The sequence below is a fragment of the Rathayibacter sp. AY1B8 genome (assembly GCF_002932775.1).
Taxonomy (GTDB): Bacteria; Actinomycetota; Actinomycetes; order Actinomycetales; family Microbacteriaceae; genus Rathayibacter.
Window position 1 is genome coordinate 86,381 of the sequence record NZ_PSWJ01000002.1, and the last position, 13,814, is coordinate 100,194.

Here is a 13,814-nt window from a genome sequence, read left to right on the forward strand (position 1 = left end):
CGCGGGTCGAGCTCTGCGCCCCGGCGCGCCCACCCGACCGATCGGACCGGCCCATGAGTGAGCGTCCTGCGACGCCTGCCCGCTTCCTCGTCGTCCTCGACGCGGACTCCACCCTCCTCCAGGACGAGGTGATCGAGCTCCTCGCGGTGCACGCCGGCTCCGAGGAGCGCGTCGCCGCCGTCACGGAGCGGGCGATGCGCGGCGAGCTCGACTTCGGCGAGAGCCTCCGCGAGCGGGTCGCCACTCTCGCCGGGGTCCCGGAGTCGGTGCTCCCCGGTGTGAGCTCGGGCGTCCGCGTCACACCCGGCGCCGCCGAGCTCGTGGCCGGCGTCCACGCCGCCGGCGGCCGCATCGGTGTGGTGTCCGGAGGGTTCCACGAGGTCCTCGACCCGGTCGCCGGTGCGCTCGGCCTCGACTTCGTCCGGGCCAACCGCCTCTGCTGCGGGGGCGGCCTGCTGACCGGAGCGGTCGACGGGGCGGTCATCGACGCCGCGGCCAAGGCGGAGGCGCTCCGCGAGTGGGCGGCGGTCTCGGGCGTCCCGCCGCAGCGCACGATCGCCGTCGGCGATGGTGCGAACGACCTGGAGATGATGGCGGTCGCCTCCCTCGCGGTCGCCTTCAACGCCAAGCCCCTGGTGCGCGAGCGCGCCGACCTCGTCGTCGGCGGCCTCGACCTGTCGCAGCTGCTGCCTGTCCTCGGCCTCCGCGGCTGAGGCCCGCCTCCCCCGGCCTCAGGAAGGTCAGCGGCCCGCGATCGCGACGAGTCCGGCGCAGCCGAGCGCCAGCGCCCAGCTGACGAGCGAGCCCACCAGGAAGTACTCCGCCTTCTCGCCGCTGCCGCCGTCGCGGGAGATCTCGGGGAAGCGCACGATCCCCTTGGCCGCGAGCACAGCACCGGCGAGGCCGATCGCTCCGGCGAGCGTGAGACCGGCGATCAGCAGCCGCTCCAGCGGTCCGATCGTGCGCCCGCCCTGGAGGTCCGGCAGGCGGGCGTCGGCCGGCTCCCGCCGCGCGAACCGCTCGCTCCAGCGCGGACGCGGCGCGGGCTCGGCCTGCGGGAGCTCGCGGAACAGCGCCGCCCGCACGATCACGTTGCCGCTCTCCAGCAGGAAGAGCCCGGCTCCGACCGCCAGAGCGAGCTGCTCGATCGGAGGGAGCGTGCTCGCGACGGTGGTCGGCGCGAGCGGCCCCGTCGGGACGCCGACTGCGCGGTCGACAGCGGTCAGCACCAGGACCGCCGCGACGAGGGCGACGGCCGGACGCAGACCCCCTGGCGGCCGCGCGTTCTCGACGGTCGTGGTCGTCAGCAGCCAGGCTCCGGCCAGGACGACGACGATCGCCGCACCGAGCGGCGGGACTCCGACGAGGAGCGCTGCGGTCACGGCTGCGGCGGCGAGCACGGGGATCGCGAGGAGGGCCGCACGGCGGCGGAGGTGCGTGCGCGCGAGGTCGCCGAGGCCGATCACGGCGAGCAGCAGCACCGTCAGCACGTCTCCTCCAGCAGGCGCGCGCCGGCGAGGAGCGCGCCCGCTCCCGCGCGCCGCAGCGCCTGCGAGACGGCGGGCTGCGAGATCGACTCCTGCTCGCCCAGCTCCTTCTGCGACGCTCCGCGCAGGCTCCCCAGCACGAGTCGGCGATCGCGCGCGCTGAGCGCTCCGACCAGCGCGTCGCGGGAGAGGAGGTAGGCGTTGACGGCCGCCTCGCCGGAGTCCCCGTCGGCGTCCCCGGCGACGAACCATCCGCGGGCCGTGGGCACGGCACCGTCCTCGAGCGCGTGGGCGCGATCGATGGCCTCGCGCGCGCGCCACCAGCCGGACCCGTCCTCGAGGTCCCCCGCGATCCCCGACCCGACCACCCGCACCTCGCCCAGGCCGATGCCCGCGCGGCAGTCGACGCCGGCCGGGAGCGAGAGGCGCGCCTGCAGCGTCGCCCGGAGTGCGGCGTGGACGGAGGGGTAGATCGCCTGGAACTCGTCGCCGACCGTCGGGTGCAGGGGCTGGATCGCCGGGACCGCGGCCTCCACCTCGGCGAAGCCCCGCTCGATCTCGCGCTGAGCACCCGCGCGGTCGACGAGGGAGCGGGAGGTCACCAGGTCCAGGAGCACGGCGACGACATCGGAGGAGGTCATCGCATAAGCCTAGAGCTTATATCCGTCGGATATAAGCCCAGGGCTTATCGGTCAGTGGCCCATCCCGAGGCCGCCGTCGACCGGGATCACGGCACCCGAGATGTACGCGGCCTCGTCGCCGGCCAGCCAGCGCGTGACCTTCGCGACCTCGGCAGCGGTGCCGTAGCGGGCGAGCGGGATGCTCTTCCGGTACTCCGCCTGCTGCTCCGGCGAGAGCTCCGCGGTCATGTCGGTCTCGATGAAGCCGGGAGCGACGACGTTGGCGGTGATGTTGCGGGCGCCGAGCTCGCGGGTCAGCGAGCGGGCGAAGCCCACGAGGGCGGCCTTCGACGAGGAGTAGTTGATCTGGCCCGGCGACCCGTAGAGGCCGACCACGCTGGAGATGAGGACGACGCGACCGAAGCGCTGCTTGAGCATCCCCTTCGATGCGCGCTTGACGACGCGGAACGCCCCGGTGAGGTTCGTGTCGACGACGGACGTGAAGTCCTCCTCCGTCATGCGCAGCAGCAGGGTGTCGCGGGTGATGCCCGCGTTCGCCACCAGGATCTCGACCGGGCCCAGCTCCGCCTCGACCTGCGTGAACGCGGCGTCGACGGAGGCGGCGTCGGTCACGTCCGCGACGACGGTGAGAGAGCCCTCCGGACCGGATCCCGAGCGCGCGGTCACGGCGACCCGGTGACCGGCGGCCACGAACTCCTGGGCGATGGCGAAGCCGATCCCCCGGTTGCCCCCGGTGACGAGGACGGTGCGCGGCGTGGTCATGGTGTCCCTCCTGCCGGCGCTCGTGCGGCGCCGGGCGACCCGTACATCCTAGAGGCGCGTCGCGCAACAGATTCCGGGATGAGGCCCTCCCGGCCTGCACCCGCCCGCCGCGACGTAGGCTTGCAGGGCTGTGAAACCACGCGAGACACTCACCTCCCTACCGCCGTCGCCGAGCGCCGAGCGGCGCTCCCGCGCGATCAAGTACTCGGTCGCCATGGGCATCAGGATGCTCTGCGTCATCTGCCTGCTCTTCGCCCACGGCTGGTGGCTGCTGTTCTTCGCCATCGGCGCCGTGGTCCTGCCCTACTTCGCCGTCGTGCTGGCCAACGTCGGCAGTGCGGGCGAGCGCGGCAACGTCGAGCGGCCGGGTGCGATCGTCCTCTCCCGGCCGGTCCCGCCGCCCCCCGCCCCCGACTCCGAGGCGCCGACCGGCCCCGAGGGCGGCGACCCGCGGGGAGACCGGACGTGATCCCGCTCGGCCGGGTCCCCGACGCGCACGCCTGCTCCCGAGCGGGCTGCCCGCGGACGGCGACGTTCGCGATCGAGTGGCGGAACCCGAGGATCCACGCGGAGGACCGTCGGAAGACCTGGCTGGCCTGCGGCGAGCACCTGGAGTTCCTGCGCGAGTTCCTCCTCGCCCGCGACTTCCCGCTCGAGGTGAAGCCGCTCTACACGGTCGATCGCGGAGCGGAACGATGAGCGGCGACGCGCCCCGTCCCTCCTGGCGCTTCGTCTTCTCGCGACGCTGGTTCGGCTACCTCGCTCTCGCGATCGTCTTCGCCGTCGCCTGCGTGCTGCTCTCGCGCTGGCAGGTCGCGCGGCTCGACCAGGCCGCCTCGACCAACCGGCTGGTCACCGCGAACTGGACCGCCGACCCGGTGGCGCTCGACGGGCTGCTCCCCGCCGACTCCACGTGGGACGACGCGCTCGAGTACCGCCCGGTCGAGGTCACCGGCGTCTACGAGACGCAGGGGCAGACCCTCGTCCGCAACCGGCCCTACAACGGCAACCCCGGCTTCGAGATCCTGACGCCGCTGCGGCTCGACGACGGCAGCGTGTTCGTCGTCGACCGCGGCTGGGTCCCCGTCGGCTCGACCCAGGACTCCCCCGACGCGATCCCCGCGCCGCCCGAGGGGGAGGTGACCGTCGTCGCCCGCCTCAAGCCCGCGGAGGGACGGATCGACGGACGCTCCGCACCGGCCGGCCAGATCGCCACGATCCAGCTCGACGACCTGTCGACGCAGCTGGACGAGCCCCTGCGGACCTCGGCGTACGGCCTGCTGGTCGCCGAGGCGCCGGCGCCGGTCGACGCTCCCCCGCTGGCCGCGATCAAGCCGGTCGCCGACGAGGGCCTGCACATCAGCTACGCCATCCAGTGGGTGCTGTTCGCCGTCATGGGCTTCGGCGGGCTCGGCTGGGCGATCCGCCACGAGTACCGCATCCGCAACGCCGACGACCCCGAGGTCGTCGCGGCCGAGGAGCGGCGCGAGGAGCGCCGCCGACGCCGCGGCCGCAGCGACTCCGAGGTCGAGGACGAGCTGCTCGACGCCCGCTAGGCGAGCGTGATCAGGTCGAGGTAGTCGGCCGCCCAGTGGTCCTCGGTGCCCTCCGGCATGATCAGGACGCGCTCGGGGTTCAGCGCCTCGACGGCTCCCTCGTCGTGGCTGACCAGGACGACCGCGCCCTCGTAGTGCGCGAGCGCGTCGAGGATCTCCTCGCGGCTCGCGGGGTCGAGGTTGTTGGTGGGCTCGTCGAGCAGGAGCACGTTCGCGCCCGAGACCACGATCATCGCCAGGGCGAGACGGGTCTTCTCCCCGCCGGAGAGGACCCCGGCCGGCTTGTGCGAGTCGTCGCCGGTGAACAGGAACGAGCCCAGGACCCGGCGGGCCTCGGTCTCGGTGAGGTTCGGGCTGGAGGAGACCATGTTCTCGAGCACCGAGCGCTTGACGTCGATCGTCTCGTGCTCCTGCGCGTAGTAGCCGATCCGGAGGCCGTGCCCGGCCTCGATCACTCCGGTGTCGGGCTGGTCGACACCGCCCAGGATGCGCAGGAGCGTCGTCTTGCCCGCTCCGTTGAGCCCCAGGATGACGACCTTGGAGCCGCGGTCGATCGCGAGGTCGACGGCGGTGAAGATCTCGAGCGAGCCGTAGCTCTTCGACAGGTTCTGAGCCTGCAGAGGGGTGCGACCGCAGGCGGACGGGGTCGGGAACCGGAGCTTCGCGACGCGGTCGACCGCGCGGACCTCCTCGAGCCCGCTGAGCATGCGCTCGGCACGCGCGACCATCTGGTGCGCCGCTGCGGCCTTCGAGGCCTTCGCGCCGAACTTCGCGGCCTGCAGCTGGAGGGCGCCGGCCTTCTTCTCGACGTTGACCCGCTCCTTCTTGCGGCGCTCCTCGTCGGCGGCGCGCTGGCGCTGGTAGTTCTTCCAGTTCATGTTGTAGACGTCGATGACCTGGCGGTTGGCGTCGAGGTAGAAGACGCGGTTCACGGTCTCGCCGACCAGCTCGATGTCGTGGCTGATCACGATGAAGCCGCCGCGGTAGTTCTTGAGGAACTCGCGGAGCCAGACGACGGAGTCGGCGTCGAGGTGGTTCGTCGGCTCGTCGAGGATCAGCGTGCTCGCGTCGGAGAAGAGGATGCGCGCGAGCTCGATGCGGCGCCGCTGGCCACCGGAGAGCGTCTTGAGCGGCTGGTCGAGGATCCGGTCGGGGAGGTTGAGGTTGCTCGCGATCGACGCGGCCTCCGCCTCAGCCGCGTATCCGCCCAGGGAGAGGAAGCGATCCGTGAGGTTGCCGTACTTCTTCATGCCGGCCTCGCTCACGGAGGTGTCGCTGCTCGACATCGCGACCGTCGCCTCCTGCATGCCGAGCACCAGCTGCCCCAGCCCGCGGGCGTCGAGGATGCGGGTGCGCGCGAGCTCCTCCGGGTCGCCGGAGCGCGGGTCCTGAGGGAGGTAGCCGATCTCGCCGCCGCGGTCGACCGTGCCCTTCGAGGCGATGAGGTCGCCCGCGAGGACCTTGGTCAGCGTCGTCTTCCCCGCCCCGTTGCGGCCGACGAGGCCGACCTTGTCGCCGTCGCCCACCCGGAAGGAGACGTTCTCCATCAGGAGTCGGGCGCCGACTCGGAGTTCGAGGTCGTGCACGCTGAGCACAGTGCTGTCCGTTCCCGCCAAGAAATGGCGTTCGGTTCGGGAGGAGTGGGGCAAGGGGCCGCGATGCGGCAGCCCCCTAGTATATTTCCTGAGCCGCGGGGCGGATCCACGTCCGCTCACCGCGGACGCGCTCGCTCCTCGCTCTCGGGCGACCAGGACTCTCGGAGATCACCCATGTCCCCTTCCTCTTCCGCCCTCCCGCGCCCGGTCCTCGCCGACCGGCTCGTCACCCGCTCCGTCGCGACCGACGCCCTGCTGGTGCTCGCGGGTGCAGGTCTCACCGCAGCGATGGCGCAGCTGTTCATCCCGATGTGGCCGGTCCCCTTCACGGGCCAGACCTTCGCGGTCCTCCTGGTCGGCACGACGCTCGGCGCACTCCGCGGCGCGCTCTCCATGCTCGTGTACGCGCTCGTCGGCGCTCTCGGCGCCCCGGTCTTCACCGAGGGCTCGCACGGCTGGGCGGTCCTCGCGGGTCCCACCGGCGGCTACATCGTCGGCTTCGTCCTCGCGTCGATCGTCACCGGGTGGCTCGCCCAGCGGCAGTGGGACCGTCGCGTCCTCGGCACGCTGGTGACCTTCCTCGCCGGCACCGCCACCATCTACCTCGTCGGCCTGCCCTGGCTGGCCGCCGCCCTCGCCTCGCTGGGGCTGCCCGCCGACCTCGGCTCCGTCCTCTCCGCGGGACTCGTGCCCTTCCTGGTCGGCGACGCGCTCAAGGCGCTGGTCGCCGCCGCGCTGCTCCCCACCACCTGGGCGATGCTCTCGCGCCGCTCGCGCTGAGCGGTCGCACGGACGCCGAAGGGCCGGGAGGACGATTCCTCCCGGCCCTTCGGGCGTCCGGCAGAGGTCGAGCCGCCCGGTCCTCCTGCTCGACCTCGGTGGGCACCTCCACCGACTCGACCGGCGGGGGCGACGACGGCCCCGGACTCCGGAGCCGTCCCGCGCGGCCGTTCCGACTCCACGACGGACTGCGACAGGCTGAAGACGACAGGAACGCCGAAGGGCCGGGAGGACGACTCCTCCCGGCCCTTCGGCGTCGGTGTGCAGCGGCTAGATCGAGAAGCCGAGTGCGCGCATCATGTCGCGCCCGTCCTCGGTGATCCGGTCGGGACCCCACGGCGGCATCCAGACCCAGTTGATCCGGAACGCCTCGACGATGCCGTCGAGCGACTCGGCGGTCTGCTCCTCGAGCACGTCGGTCAGCGGGCAGCCCGCCGAGGTGAGGGTCATGTGGATGACGAGGGCGTCGTTCTCGTCGTCCCAGCCCAGATCGTAGATGAGTCCCAGGTCGACCACGTTGACCCCGAGCTCGGGATCCATCACGTCCTTGAGGGCCTCCTCGACCTGGTCGAAGAGCTTCGGCTCGAGAGTGGTGACCGCCATGATCAGACCGTCGCCGAGGTCAGGAAGCGGTCGTAGCCCTCGTCCTCGAGCCGGGTGGCGAGCTCCTTGCCGCCCTGCTCGGCGACGCGGCCGGCGACGAAGACGTGGACGAAGTCGGGCTGGATGTAGCGCAGGATCCGCGTGTAGTGCGTGATCAGCAGCACGCCGAGACCGGTGCTCTGGTGGGCGCGGTTGACGCCCTCCGACACGATCTTGAGCGCGTCGACGTCCAGGCCGGAGTCGGTCTCGTCGAGGACGGCGAACTGCGGGGCGAGCAGCTCGAGCTGGAGGATCTCGTTGCGCTTCTTCTCACCTCCCGAGAAGCCCTCGTTGACGTTGCGCGCCGCGAAGGACGAGTCCATGCGGAGGTTCGCCATCGCCGACTTGACGTCCTTCGTCCACGTGCGGATCGCGGGCGCCTCGCCGGCGATCGCGGTCTTGGCGGTGCGGAGGAAGTTGGTGTTGGTCACACCGGGGATCTCGACCGGGTACTGCATGGCGAGGAAGAGGCCCGCGCGGGCGCGCTCGTCGACGGACATGTCGAGGACCTCGACGCCGTCGAGGGTGATCGAGCCGCCGTCGACGTGGTACTTCGGGTGTCCCGCGATCGTGTACGCGAGGGTGGACTTGCCGGACCCGTTGGGGCCCATGATCGCGTGGATCTCACCCTGGTTGATGGTGAGATCGACACCGCGGAGGATCTGCTTGGTCCCCTGCTCGGTCTCGACACTGACGTGGAGATCGCTGATCTGGAGAACGGACATTCAGACTTCCTTCGTGACGGTCGGGTCGATGTAGACGTCGCCGTCGATGATCTCGACGACGAAGACGGGGACCGGCTCGTAGGCCGGGAGGTTCAGGGGGGTGCCGGTGCGGAGGGAGAACTGGGAGCCGTGCGCCCAGCACTCTAGGCTGTCGCCCTCGACGAAGCCCTCGGAGAGCGAGATCTCGCCGTGGGTGCAGGTGTCGCCGATGGCGTGGATCTCGCCGGCGGAGTCCTGCACGACCGCGATCGCGACTCCGTCGACCTCGACCCGCATGGCCTGGTTGGGGATCAGCTCGGAGACCGAGCAGATCATCGCGGCGTTGCTCATGCGGGGACCGCCGCTCCGCGGGAGGAGCCGGTCTGGCCGGCGCTGCCGGCGAGCTCCGCCTCGATCGCGAGCTGCAGGCGGTCCTCGAGCTCGGCGACCTTGATCTGCTGCACGATCTCGCTGAGGAACCCGCGCACGACCAGGCGTCGCGCCTCGTCCTCACGGATGCCGCGGGACTGCAGGTAGAAGAGCTGCTCGTCGTCGAAGCGGCCGGTCGCCGAGGCGTGCCCCGCTCCGGCGATGTCACCGGTCTCGATCTCGAGGTTCGGGATGGAGTCGGCGCGCGTGCCGTCCGAGAGGACGAGGTTGCGGTTCTGCTCGTAGCTGTCGGTGCCGGTGGCGCTGTTGCGGATCAGGACGTCGCCGATCCAGACGGTGCGCGCGCCCTCGCCCTGCAGCGCGCCCTTGTAGGTCACGCGGCTGCGGGTGTCGGGGGCGTCGTGGTCGACGTACACCTGCTGCTCGAGGTGCTGGCCGCCGTCGGCGAAGTACAGGCCGAAGAGCTCGCCGTCCGCTCCGCGCTCGACGAGGTGCGCCGAGGGGTTCACCCGGACGATGGAGCCGCCGAGGGTGACCACGATGTGCTTCACCTTCGCGTCGCGTCCGACCCGCACGAAGTGGTTGGCCAGGTGCCGGGCGTCGTCCGCCCACTCCTGCACGGTGACGACGGTGAGCTGCGCGCCCTCGCCGACGAGGATCTCCACGTTCTCCGCGAGGGAGGCCTCCCCCTCGTTCTGCAGCACGACGACGGCGCGGGCGTAGGGCGCCGCCTCGATGATCGTGTGCGCGGCGCGGGGTGCGGAGCCGAGGCCCGAGCGGACGAGGGTGGCGACCTTCTCGTCCTCTCCCGTCACGCGGACGGCGAGGGCCTTCTCGAAGCTCGACCAGGCGTTCGCGGCGGCGCGGTCCTCGGGGAGGCCGGCGGTGCCGATCCGCTGGTCGTCGCGGCCGACCCACGAGACGTCGACACCGTCCACCGCCGCGTGCTCGAGGGGGGCGGGCGAGCCGTCGAGCGCGCCGTCGATCAGATCGCCGAGGCGGGCGACGGGCGTCAGCTTCCAGGCGATCTCGCGGCCGGTGACGGCCTCGAAGGCCTCGACGTCGGCCGACGCGAAGCGCTCGGAGCGCGTCTGCACGGGCGTGAACGCCCCGTCGGAGTGGGCGCTGATGCCCAGGCGCTCAGCGGCGGCCGCGCCGTCGATCTCGGGGGTCGCGGCGCTCGTGGGGACCGTCATCTGGCGGTGGTTCCTTTCGATGGGTGCGGGGTGCCCCGTCCGGGCGCCCCTTCGAGGGGGGAGGCGGGCGTCAACCGACGCTGCCCTCCATCCCCATCTCGATGAGCTTGTTCAGCTCGAGGGCGTACTCCATGGGCAGCTCGCGCGCGATCGGCTCGATGAAGCCGCGGACGATCATGGCCATCGCCTCGTCCTCCGGCAGGCCGCGCGACATCAGGTAGAAGAGCTGCTCCTCGCTGACCTTCGACACCGTCGCCTCGTGGCCGAGCTGAACGTCGTCGACGCGGATGTCGATCGCCGGGTAGGTGTCGGAGCGCGAGATGGTGTCGACCAGGAGCGCGTCACAGCGCACGGTGTTCGCCGAGTGGTGCGCGTTCGCGTCCACCCGGACCTCGCCTCGGTATCCGGCGCGACCGCCGCCGCGGGCGATCGACTTCGAGACGATCGACGACTGCGTGTACGGCGCCATGTGGACCATCTTCGCGCCGGCGTCCTGGTGCTGGCCCGGGCCCGCGAACGCGACGGAGAGGGTCTCGCCCTTGGCGTGCTCGCCGACCAGGAAGATCGACGGGTACTTCATCGTGACCTTGGAGCCGATGTTGCCGTCGATCCACTCCATCGTCGCGCCCTCGTGCGCGATCGCGCGCTTGGTGACGAGGTTGTAGACGTTGTTCGACCAGTTCTGGATCGTCGTGTAGCGCACGCGGGCGTTCTTCTTCACGATGATCTCGACCACGGCCGAGTGCAGCGAGTCCGACTTGTAGATCGGAGCCGTGCAGCCCTCGATGTAGTGGACGTAGCTGTCCTCGTCCGCGATGATCAGGGTCCGCTCGAACTGGCCCATGTTCTCGGTGTTGATCCGGAAGTAGGCCTGCAGCGGGATGTCGACGTGGACGCCCTTGGGGACGTACACGAAGGAGCCGCCGGACCAGACCGCGGTGTTCAGCGCCGCGAACTTGTTGTCGCCCGCGGGGATGACGGTGCCGAAGTACTCCTCGAAGATCTCGGGGTGCTCGCGCAGCGCCGTGTCGGTGTCCATGAAGATGACGCCCTGCTCCTCCAGGTCCTCGCGGATCTGGTGGTAGACGACCTCGGACTCGTACTGGGCCGCGACACCGCCGACGAGGCGCTGGCGCTCCGCCTCCGGGATGCCGAGCTTCTCGTACGTGTTCTTGATGTCGTCCGGGAGGTCGTCCCAGGTCTGCGCCTGCTTCTCGGTGGAGCGGACGAAGTACTTGATGTTGTCGAAGTCGATGTCCGACAGGTCGGCGCCCCACGTCGGCATGGGCTTGCGCTCGAAGAGCTTCAGGGCCTTCATGCGGCGGTCGCGCATCCAGGCGGGCTCGTTCTTGAGCGCGGAGATGTCGGAGACGACCTCGGGCGAGATGCCGCGTCGTGCGGAGGCTCCGGCGGAGTCCGAGTCGGACCAGCCGAACTCGTAGACGCCCAGGCTCTCGAGCTCGGGGCGGTCGATCAGGATGTCTGACATGTGTACCTCGTTTCCTACCCACTGCTAACCGGTCGGGTCCCGGAGTCATTCCCCCGGGGGTGGCCCGCGGGTGCTCTCCGGCCGGTCGCGCGATCGATCTGATGCGCGGAGCGGATGATGTGCGTCCCTGGATTCCGGAGGTGTGCGTCGGCGCTCCATCGGGCCGTGTGCGGATCACGTGCGCAGGGTGCGTCGAACCGTGACCAGCTTCTCATTCTACCGGCGTCCGCCGTTCAGGGGAACCTCCGCACCTGGGTGTCGGCCGGGCACCGGTGACGCGCATCCAGACGCGCATGGCCATACCGGTGTCGGTGGTCCGTGATTCGGTTCCGCCATGACGAACGACGCATCGACCCCGATCCCCGCACGACTCGTGACCGCACTGGTGGGCGCCGGCCTGCCGACCGGACCCGCGCGGGCGTTCGGCCCTCTCGCCCGCGCGATCGCGGCCGACCTCCCGCTGCGGACGCTCCCCCGCGTGCTCCTGCGCCTCCGGCGGCACCTGCTCTCCGCCGAGCCGGAGCCCGCGGTCAGGCGGCGGGTTGGAGCTCCTGGGCGGCGTCCCGGCGCTGGGCGCGCACGGTGAACAGCCTCGGGTTCACGTCGAGCAGCACGCGGACCGCGCCGACCCAGATGAGCGCCGAGCCGAGGAGGTGCACCGCGACGAGCGTCTCGGGCAGCGCGGTGAGCGACTGCACGACCCCGACCAGCGCCTGCAGCACGACGACCACGAGGAAGGCGATCACGCGCCGCCGGGCGAGCTCCGAGCCCGCCGCCCGCGACAGGCGCAGGAGCAGCGCGGCGCCCACGACGAGCACCGCTGTGCCGAGCACGCCGTGCACGACGGTCACGCTCTCCCAGTGGAACTGCATGCGGGGCACCTCCGCGGAGTCGCCGGCGTGCGGGCCGGTTCCCGTCACGAGGGTCCCCACGAGGATCACGAGGAGCGTCAGGCCGACGAGCCCGATGCTGAGCGCCCGCGTCGCGCGGTCCGGCTCGAAGGCCACGGACTGCGAGCGGTGGGCGCGGTGCCACGTCAGTGCGGTGGTGGTGAGGAGGGCGATGGCGAGAACGAAGTGCCCGGCCACGATGTACGGGTTGAGGCCCGAGTGGACGGTCGCGCCGCCCGCGAGGGCGTTCGCGACGACGAGCCAGAACTGCGACCAGGCGAGCCGGGTCATGGTGCGGTCGCGCGGCTTCTGCAGGCGCGCGGCCGTGATCGCCCAGCCCACCGCGACCACGAGGACGCCGGTGAACGCGCGGTTCGTGAACTCGATGAAGCCGTGGATCCCGAGCTCGGGGGTCGAGGTGAGCGAGCCCGGCTCGCACGCCGGCCAGGTGGGGCAGCCGAGGCCAGAGCCGGTCAGCCGGACGACGCCCCCGAAGAAGATGATCAGGATGCTCGCGACGAGCGCCGCGGTGGTCCCCCAGCGCAGTGCGCGCGGACCCAGGGTCACCCGCTCGGCGAGCAAGGAGAACGGCGTCACCATCAGAAGGGGAGCAGCGGGTCGATGCCGACGGCGAGGAAGAGCAGGGTGAGGTATCCGATGGACCCGTGGAACACCCGCATCGGCGAGACGTGCTCGTGACGGATCGCGAGGCTGTAGAGGCGGTGCGTCTCGGCGATGAACCAGACTCCGCTGCCGAGCGCGACCACCGTGTAGAGCACCCCCATGCCGGCGACGGGGATCAGCAGGAGCGAGCAGGCGACGGTGGCCCAGGCGTAGAGGATGACCTGGAGCCCGACGATCGTGCGTCCGCGCACGACGGCCAGCATCGGCACGCCGGCGGCCTGGTAGTCGTCCCGGTACTTCATCGACAGCGGCCAGTAGTGCGGCGGCGTCCAGAGGAAGATGACGGAGAAGAGGATGACGGGGGCCCAGTCGAGCGAGCCGGTGACCGCCGCCCAGCCGATCAGCACCGGCATGCAGCCCGCGATGCCGCCCCACACGATGTTCTGCGGCGTCCGGCGCTTGAGGAAGAGCGTGTAGAACACGACGTAGATCAGGATCGCGGCGAGCGAGAGGCCCGCGGAGAGCCAGTTGGCCGTGAGGCCGAGCCAGACGATCGACAGGACGCCGATCGTGGTCGCGAAGACGAGCGCGGACCGGTCCGAGATCTCCCCGGTCACGAGCGGCCGGTTCTTCGTCCGGTTCATGATCCGGTCGATGTCGCGGTCGAAGTAGCAGTTGAACGCGCCCGCGGACCCGGCGCTCAGGGCGCCGCCGATCAGGACGTTGAGGACCAGCAGCAGATTGGGGATCCCGCCCTGCGCCAGGATCATCGTCGGAGCGGTCACCACGAGGAGCAGCTCGATCACGCGCGGCTTCGTCAGAGCGACGAAGGCCTTCACCTTGCGCGAGAGGGTCGTCGGCGACGCCCCGTCCCGCTCGACGGCGGTGGTCTCCACGACTGCGTCCATTGCTCCTCTAACGATTCGATGATCCCGAACGAGTGTAATGCGCCCGTCCGGGAGCCGGGCCCGGCGTGCACGCTTGTCCAATCGGACGCAGACATATGCGACCACGCAACCCCCGGTCGGCGGCGCACCCCCCTCCGTATACTCGGGACT

At 71.2% G+C, this 13,814-nt stretch carries 16 protein-coding genes; 5 read left to right on the forward strand and 11 right to left on the reverse strand.

Features of this window, described 5'->3' with window-relative positions:
* The first annotated feature begins 53 nt into the window (after positions 1–53).
* Positions 54–713 carry a phosphoserine phosphatase SerB gene (gene serB, locus C5C63_RS01990; protein WP_104225283.1) on the forward strand — a complete coding sequence of 220 codons (660 nt, stop codon included), beginning with the start codon at positions 54–56 and terminating at the stop codon, positions 711–713.
* Between the two features lie 27 nt (positions 714–740).
* On the opposite strand, the gene C5C63_RS01995 is transcribed toward serB, so the two are convergent.
* The 3 genes from C5C63_RS01995 to C5C63_RS02005 are packed head-to-tail and all read right to left on the reverse strand — an operon-like array spanning position 741 to position 2,890.
* On the reverse strand, positions 741–1,490 hold the full coding sequence (locus C5C63_RS01995) for a hypothetical protein (RefSeq protein WP_104292109.1): 750 nt from the start codon (positions 1,488–1,490) through the stop codon (positions 741–743).
* Positions 1,484–2,128 carry a SatD family protein gene (locus tag C5C63_RS02000; protein ID WP_104221954.1) on the reverse strand — a complete coding sequence of 215 codons (645 nt, stop codon included), beginning with the start codon at positions 2,126–2,128 and terminating at the stop codon, positions 1,484–1,486. The genes C5C63_RS01995 and C5C63_RS02000 overlap by 7 nt, the downstream gene beginning before the upstream one ends.
* A 51-nt stretch (positions 2,129–2,179) precedes the next feature.
* A complete protein-coding gene (locus C5C63_RS02005; RefSeq protein WP_104232629.1) occupies positions 2,180–2,890 on the reverse strand; it encodes a beta-ketoacyl-ACP reductase in 711 nt (236 codons plus the stop codon).
* A 130-nt stretch (positions 2,891–3,020) separates the two neighbouring features.
* Here C5C63_RS02005 and C5C63_RS02010 point away from each other — a divergent pair, with 130 nt between their 5' ends.
* The 3 genes from C5C63_RS02010 to C5C63_RS02020 are packed head-to-tail and all read left to right on the forward strand — an operon-like array spanning position 3,021 to position 4,446.
* Positions 3,021–3,359 carry a DUF3099 domain-containing protein gene (locus tag C5C63_RS02010; protein WP_104232630.1) on the forward strand — a complete coding sequence of 113 codons (339 nt, stop codon included), beginning with the start codon at positions 3,021–3,023 and terminating at the stop codon, positions 3,357–3,359.
* Positions 3,356–3,589: a hypothetical protein gene (locus tag C5C63_RS02015; protein WP_104225286.1), complete on the forward strand. Its 234-nt coding sequence runs from the start codon at positions 3,356–3,358 to the stop codon at positions 3,587–3,589. The genes C5C63_RS02010 and C5C63_RS02015 overlap by 4 nt, the downstream gene beginning before the upstream one ends.
* Entirely contained in the window at positions 3,586–4,446 is an 861-nt protein-coding gene (locus tag C5C63_RS02020) for an SURF1 family protein (RefSeq protein ID WP_104232631.1), read from the forward strand. The genes C5C63_RS02015 and C5C63_RS02020 overlap by 4 nt, the downstream gene beginning before the upstream one ends.
* On the opposite strand, the gene C5C63_RS02025 is transcribed toward C5C63_RS02020, so the two are convergent.
* Positions 4,443–6,041, reverse strand: a complete 1,599-nt coding sequence (locus C5C63_RS02025) for an ABC-F family ATP-binding cassette domain-containing protein (RefSeq protein ID WP_104221943.1) — start codon at positions 6,039–6,041, stop codon at positions 4,443–4,445. The genes C5C63_RS02020 and C5C63_RS02025 overlap by 4 nt on opposite strands.
* 174 nt (positions 6,042–6,215) lie before the next feature.
* Between C5C63_RS02025 and C5C63_RS02030 the strand changes: the two genes are divergently transcribed.
* Positions 6,216–6,821: a biotin transporter BioY gene (locus C5C63_RS02030; RefSeq protein ID WP_104232632.1), complete on the forward strand. Its 606-nt coding sequence runs from the start codon at positions 6,216–6,218 to the stop codon at positions 6,819–6,821.
* A gap of 270 nt (positions 6,822–7,091) precedes the next feature.
* On the opposite strand, the gene C5C63_RS02035 is transcribed toward C5C63_RS02030, so the two are convergent.
* The 7 genes from C5C63_RS02035 to C5C63_RS02065 form a co-directional block, all read right to left on the reverse strand.
* A complete protein-coding gene (locus C5C63_RS02035; RefSeq protein ID WP_104221939.1) occupies positions 7,092–7,424 on the reverse strand; it encodes a metal-sulfur cluster assembly factor in 333 nt (110 codons plus the stop codon).
* Between the two features lie 2 nt (positions 7,425–7,426).
* Complete coding sequence (gene sufC / locus C5C63_RS02040) at positions 7,427–8,188, reverse strand: Fe-S cluster assembly ATPase SufC (protein ID WP_104221937.1); 762 nt, start codon at positions 8,186–8,188, stop codon at positions 7,427–7,429.
* Positions 8,189–8,518, reverse strand: a complete 330-nt coding sequence (locus tag C5C63_RS02045) for a non-heme iron oxygenase ferredoxin subunit (RefSeq protein ID WP_077222834.1) — start codon at positions 8,516–8,518, stop codon at positions 8,189–8,191. It lies immediately after the preceding gene.
* Positions 8,515–9,753, reverse strand: coding sequence for a Fe-S cluster assembly protein SufD (sufD, locus tag C5C63_RS02050; RefSeq protein ID WP_104292110.1), 1,239 nt, complete (start codon positions 9,751–9,753; stop codon positions 8,515–8,517). Before sufD ends, C5C63_RS02045 begins: the two co-directional genes overlap by 4 nt.
* A gap of 70 nt (positions 9,754–9,823) precedes the next feature.
* Complete coding sequence (sufB, locus tag C5C63_RS02055) at positions 9,824–11,242, reverse strand: Fe-S cluster assembly protein SufB (RefSeq protein WP_104221933.1); 1,419 nt, start codon at positions 11,240–11,242, stop codon at positions 9,824–9,826.
* A 530-nt stretch (positions 11,243–11,772) separates the two neighbouring features.
* Complete coding sequence (locus C5C63_RS02060; RefSeq protein WP_104232634.1) at positions 11,773–12,732, reverse strand: heme A synthase; 960 nt, start codon at positions 12,730–12,732, stop codon at positions 11,773–11,775.
* Positions 12,732–13,664: a heme o synthase gene (locus tag C5C63_RS02065; protein WP_104232635.1), complete on the reverse strand. Its 933-nt coding sequence runs from the start codon at positions 13,662–13,664 to the stop codon at positions 12,732–12,734. Before C5C63_RS02065 ends, C5C63_RS02060 begins: the two co-directional genes overlap by 1 nt.
* Between the last annotated feature and the right edge of the window lie 150 nt (positions 13,665–13,814).

Excerpts from the sequence above, each read along its gene's own strand:
- C5C63_RS02045 (WP_077222834.1), bottom strand. The coding sequence starts at position 8,518 with ATGAGCAACGCCGCGATGATCTGCTCGGTCTCCGAGCTGATCCCCAAC.
- sufD (WP_104292110.1), bottom strand. The coding sequence starts at position 9,753 with ATGACGGTCCCCACGAGCGCCGCGACCCCCGAGATCGACGGCGCGGCC.
- sufB (WP_104221933.1), bottom strand. The coding sequence starts at position 11,242 with ATGTCAGACATCCTGATCGACCGCCCCGAGCTCGAGAGCCTGGGCGTC.
- C5C63_RS02035 (WP_104221939.1), bottom strand. The coding sequence starts at position 7,424 with ATGGCGGTCACCACTCTCGAGCCGAAGCTCTTCGACCAGGTCGAGGAG.
- C5C63_RS02060 (WP_104232634.1), bottom strand. The coding sequence starts at position 12,732 with ATGGTGACGCCGTTCTCCTTGCTCGCCGAGCGGGTGACCCTGGGTCCG.
- C5C63_RS02030 (WP_104232632.1), top strand. The coding sequence starts at position 6,216 with ATGTCCCCTTCCTCTTCCGCCCTCCCGCGCCCGGTCCTCGCCGACCGG.
- C5C63_RS02000 (WP_104221954.1), bottom strand. The coding sequence starts at position 2,128 with ATGACCTCCTCCGATGTCGTCGCCGTGCTCCTGGACCTGGTGACCTCC.
- C5C63_RS02065 (WP_104232635.1), bottom strand. The coding sequence starts at position 13,664 with ATGGACGCAGTCGTGGAGACCACCGCCGTCGAGCGGGACGGGGCGTCG.
- serB (WP_104225283.1), top strand. The coding sequence starts at position 54 with ATGAGTGAGCGTCCTGCGACGCCTGCCCGCTTCCTCGTCGTCCTCGAC.
- C5C63_RS02020 (WP_104232631.1), top strand. The coding sequence starts at position 3,586 with ATGAGCGGCGACGCGCCCCGTCCCTCCTGGCGCTTCGTCTTCTCGCGA.
- sufC (WP_104221937.1), bottom strand. The coding sequence starts at position 8,188 with ATGTCCGTTCTCCAGATCAGCGATCTCCACGTCAGTGTCGAGACCGAG.
- C5C63_RS02005 (WP_104232629.1), bottom strand. The coding sequence starts at position 2,890 with ATGACCACGCCGCGCACCGTCCTCGTCACCGGGGGCAACCGGGGGATC.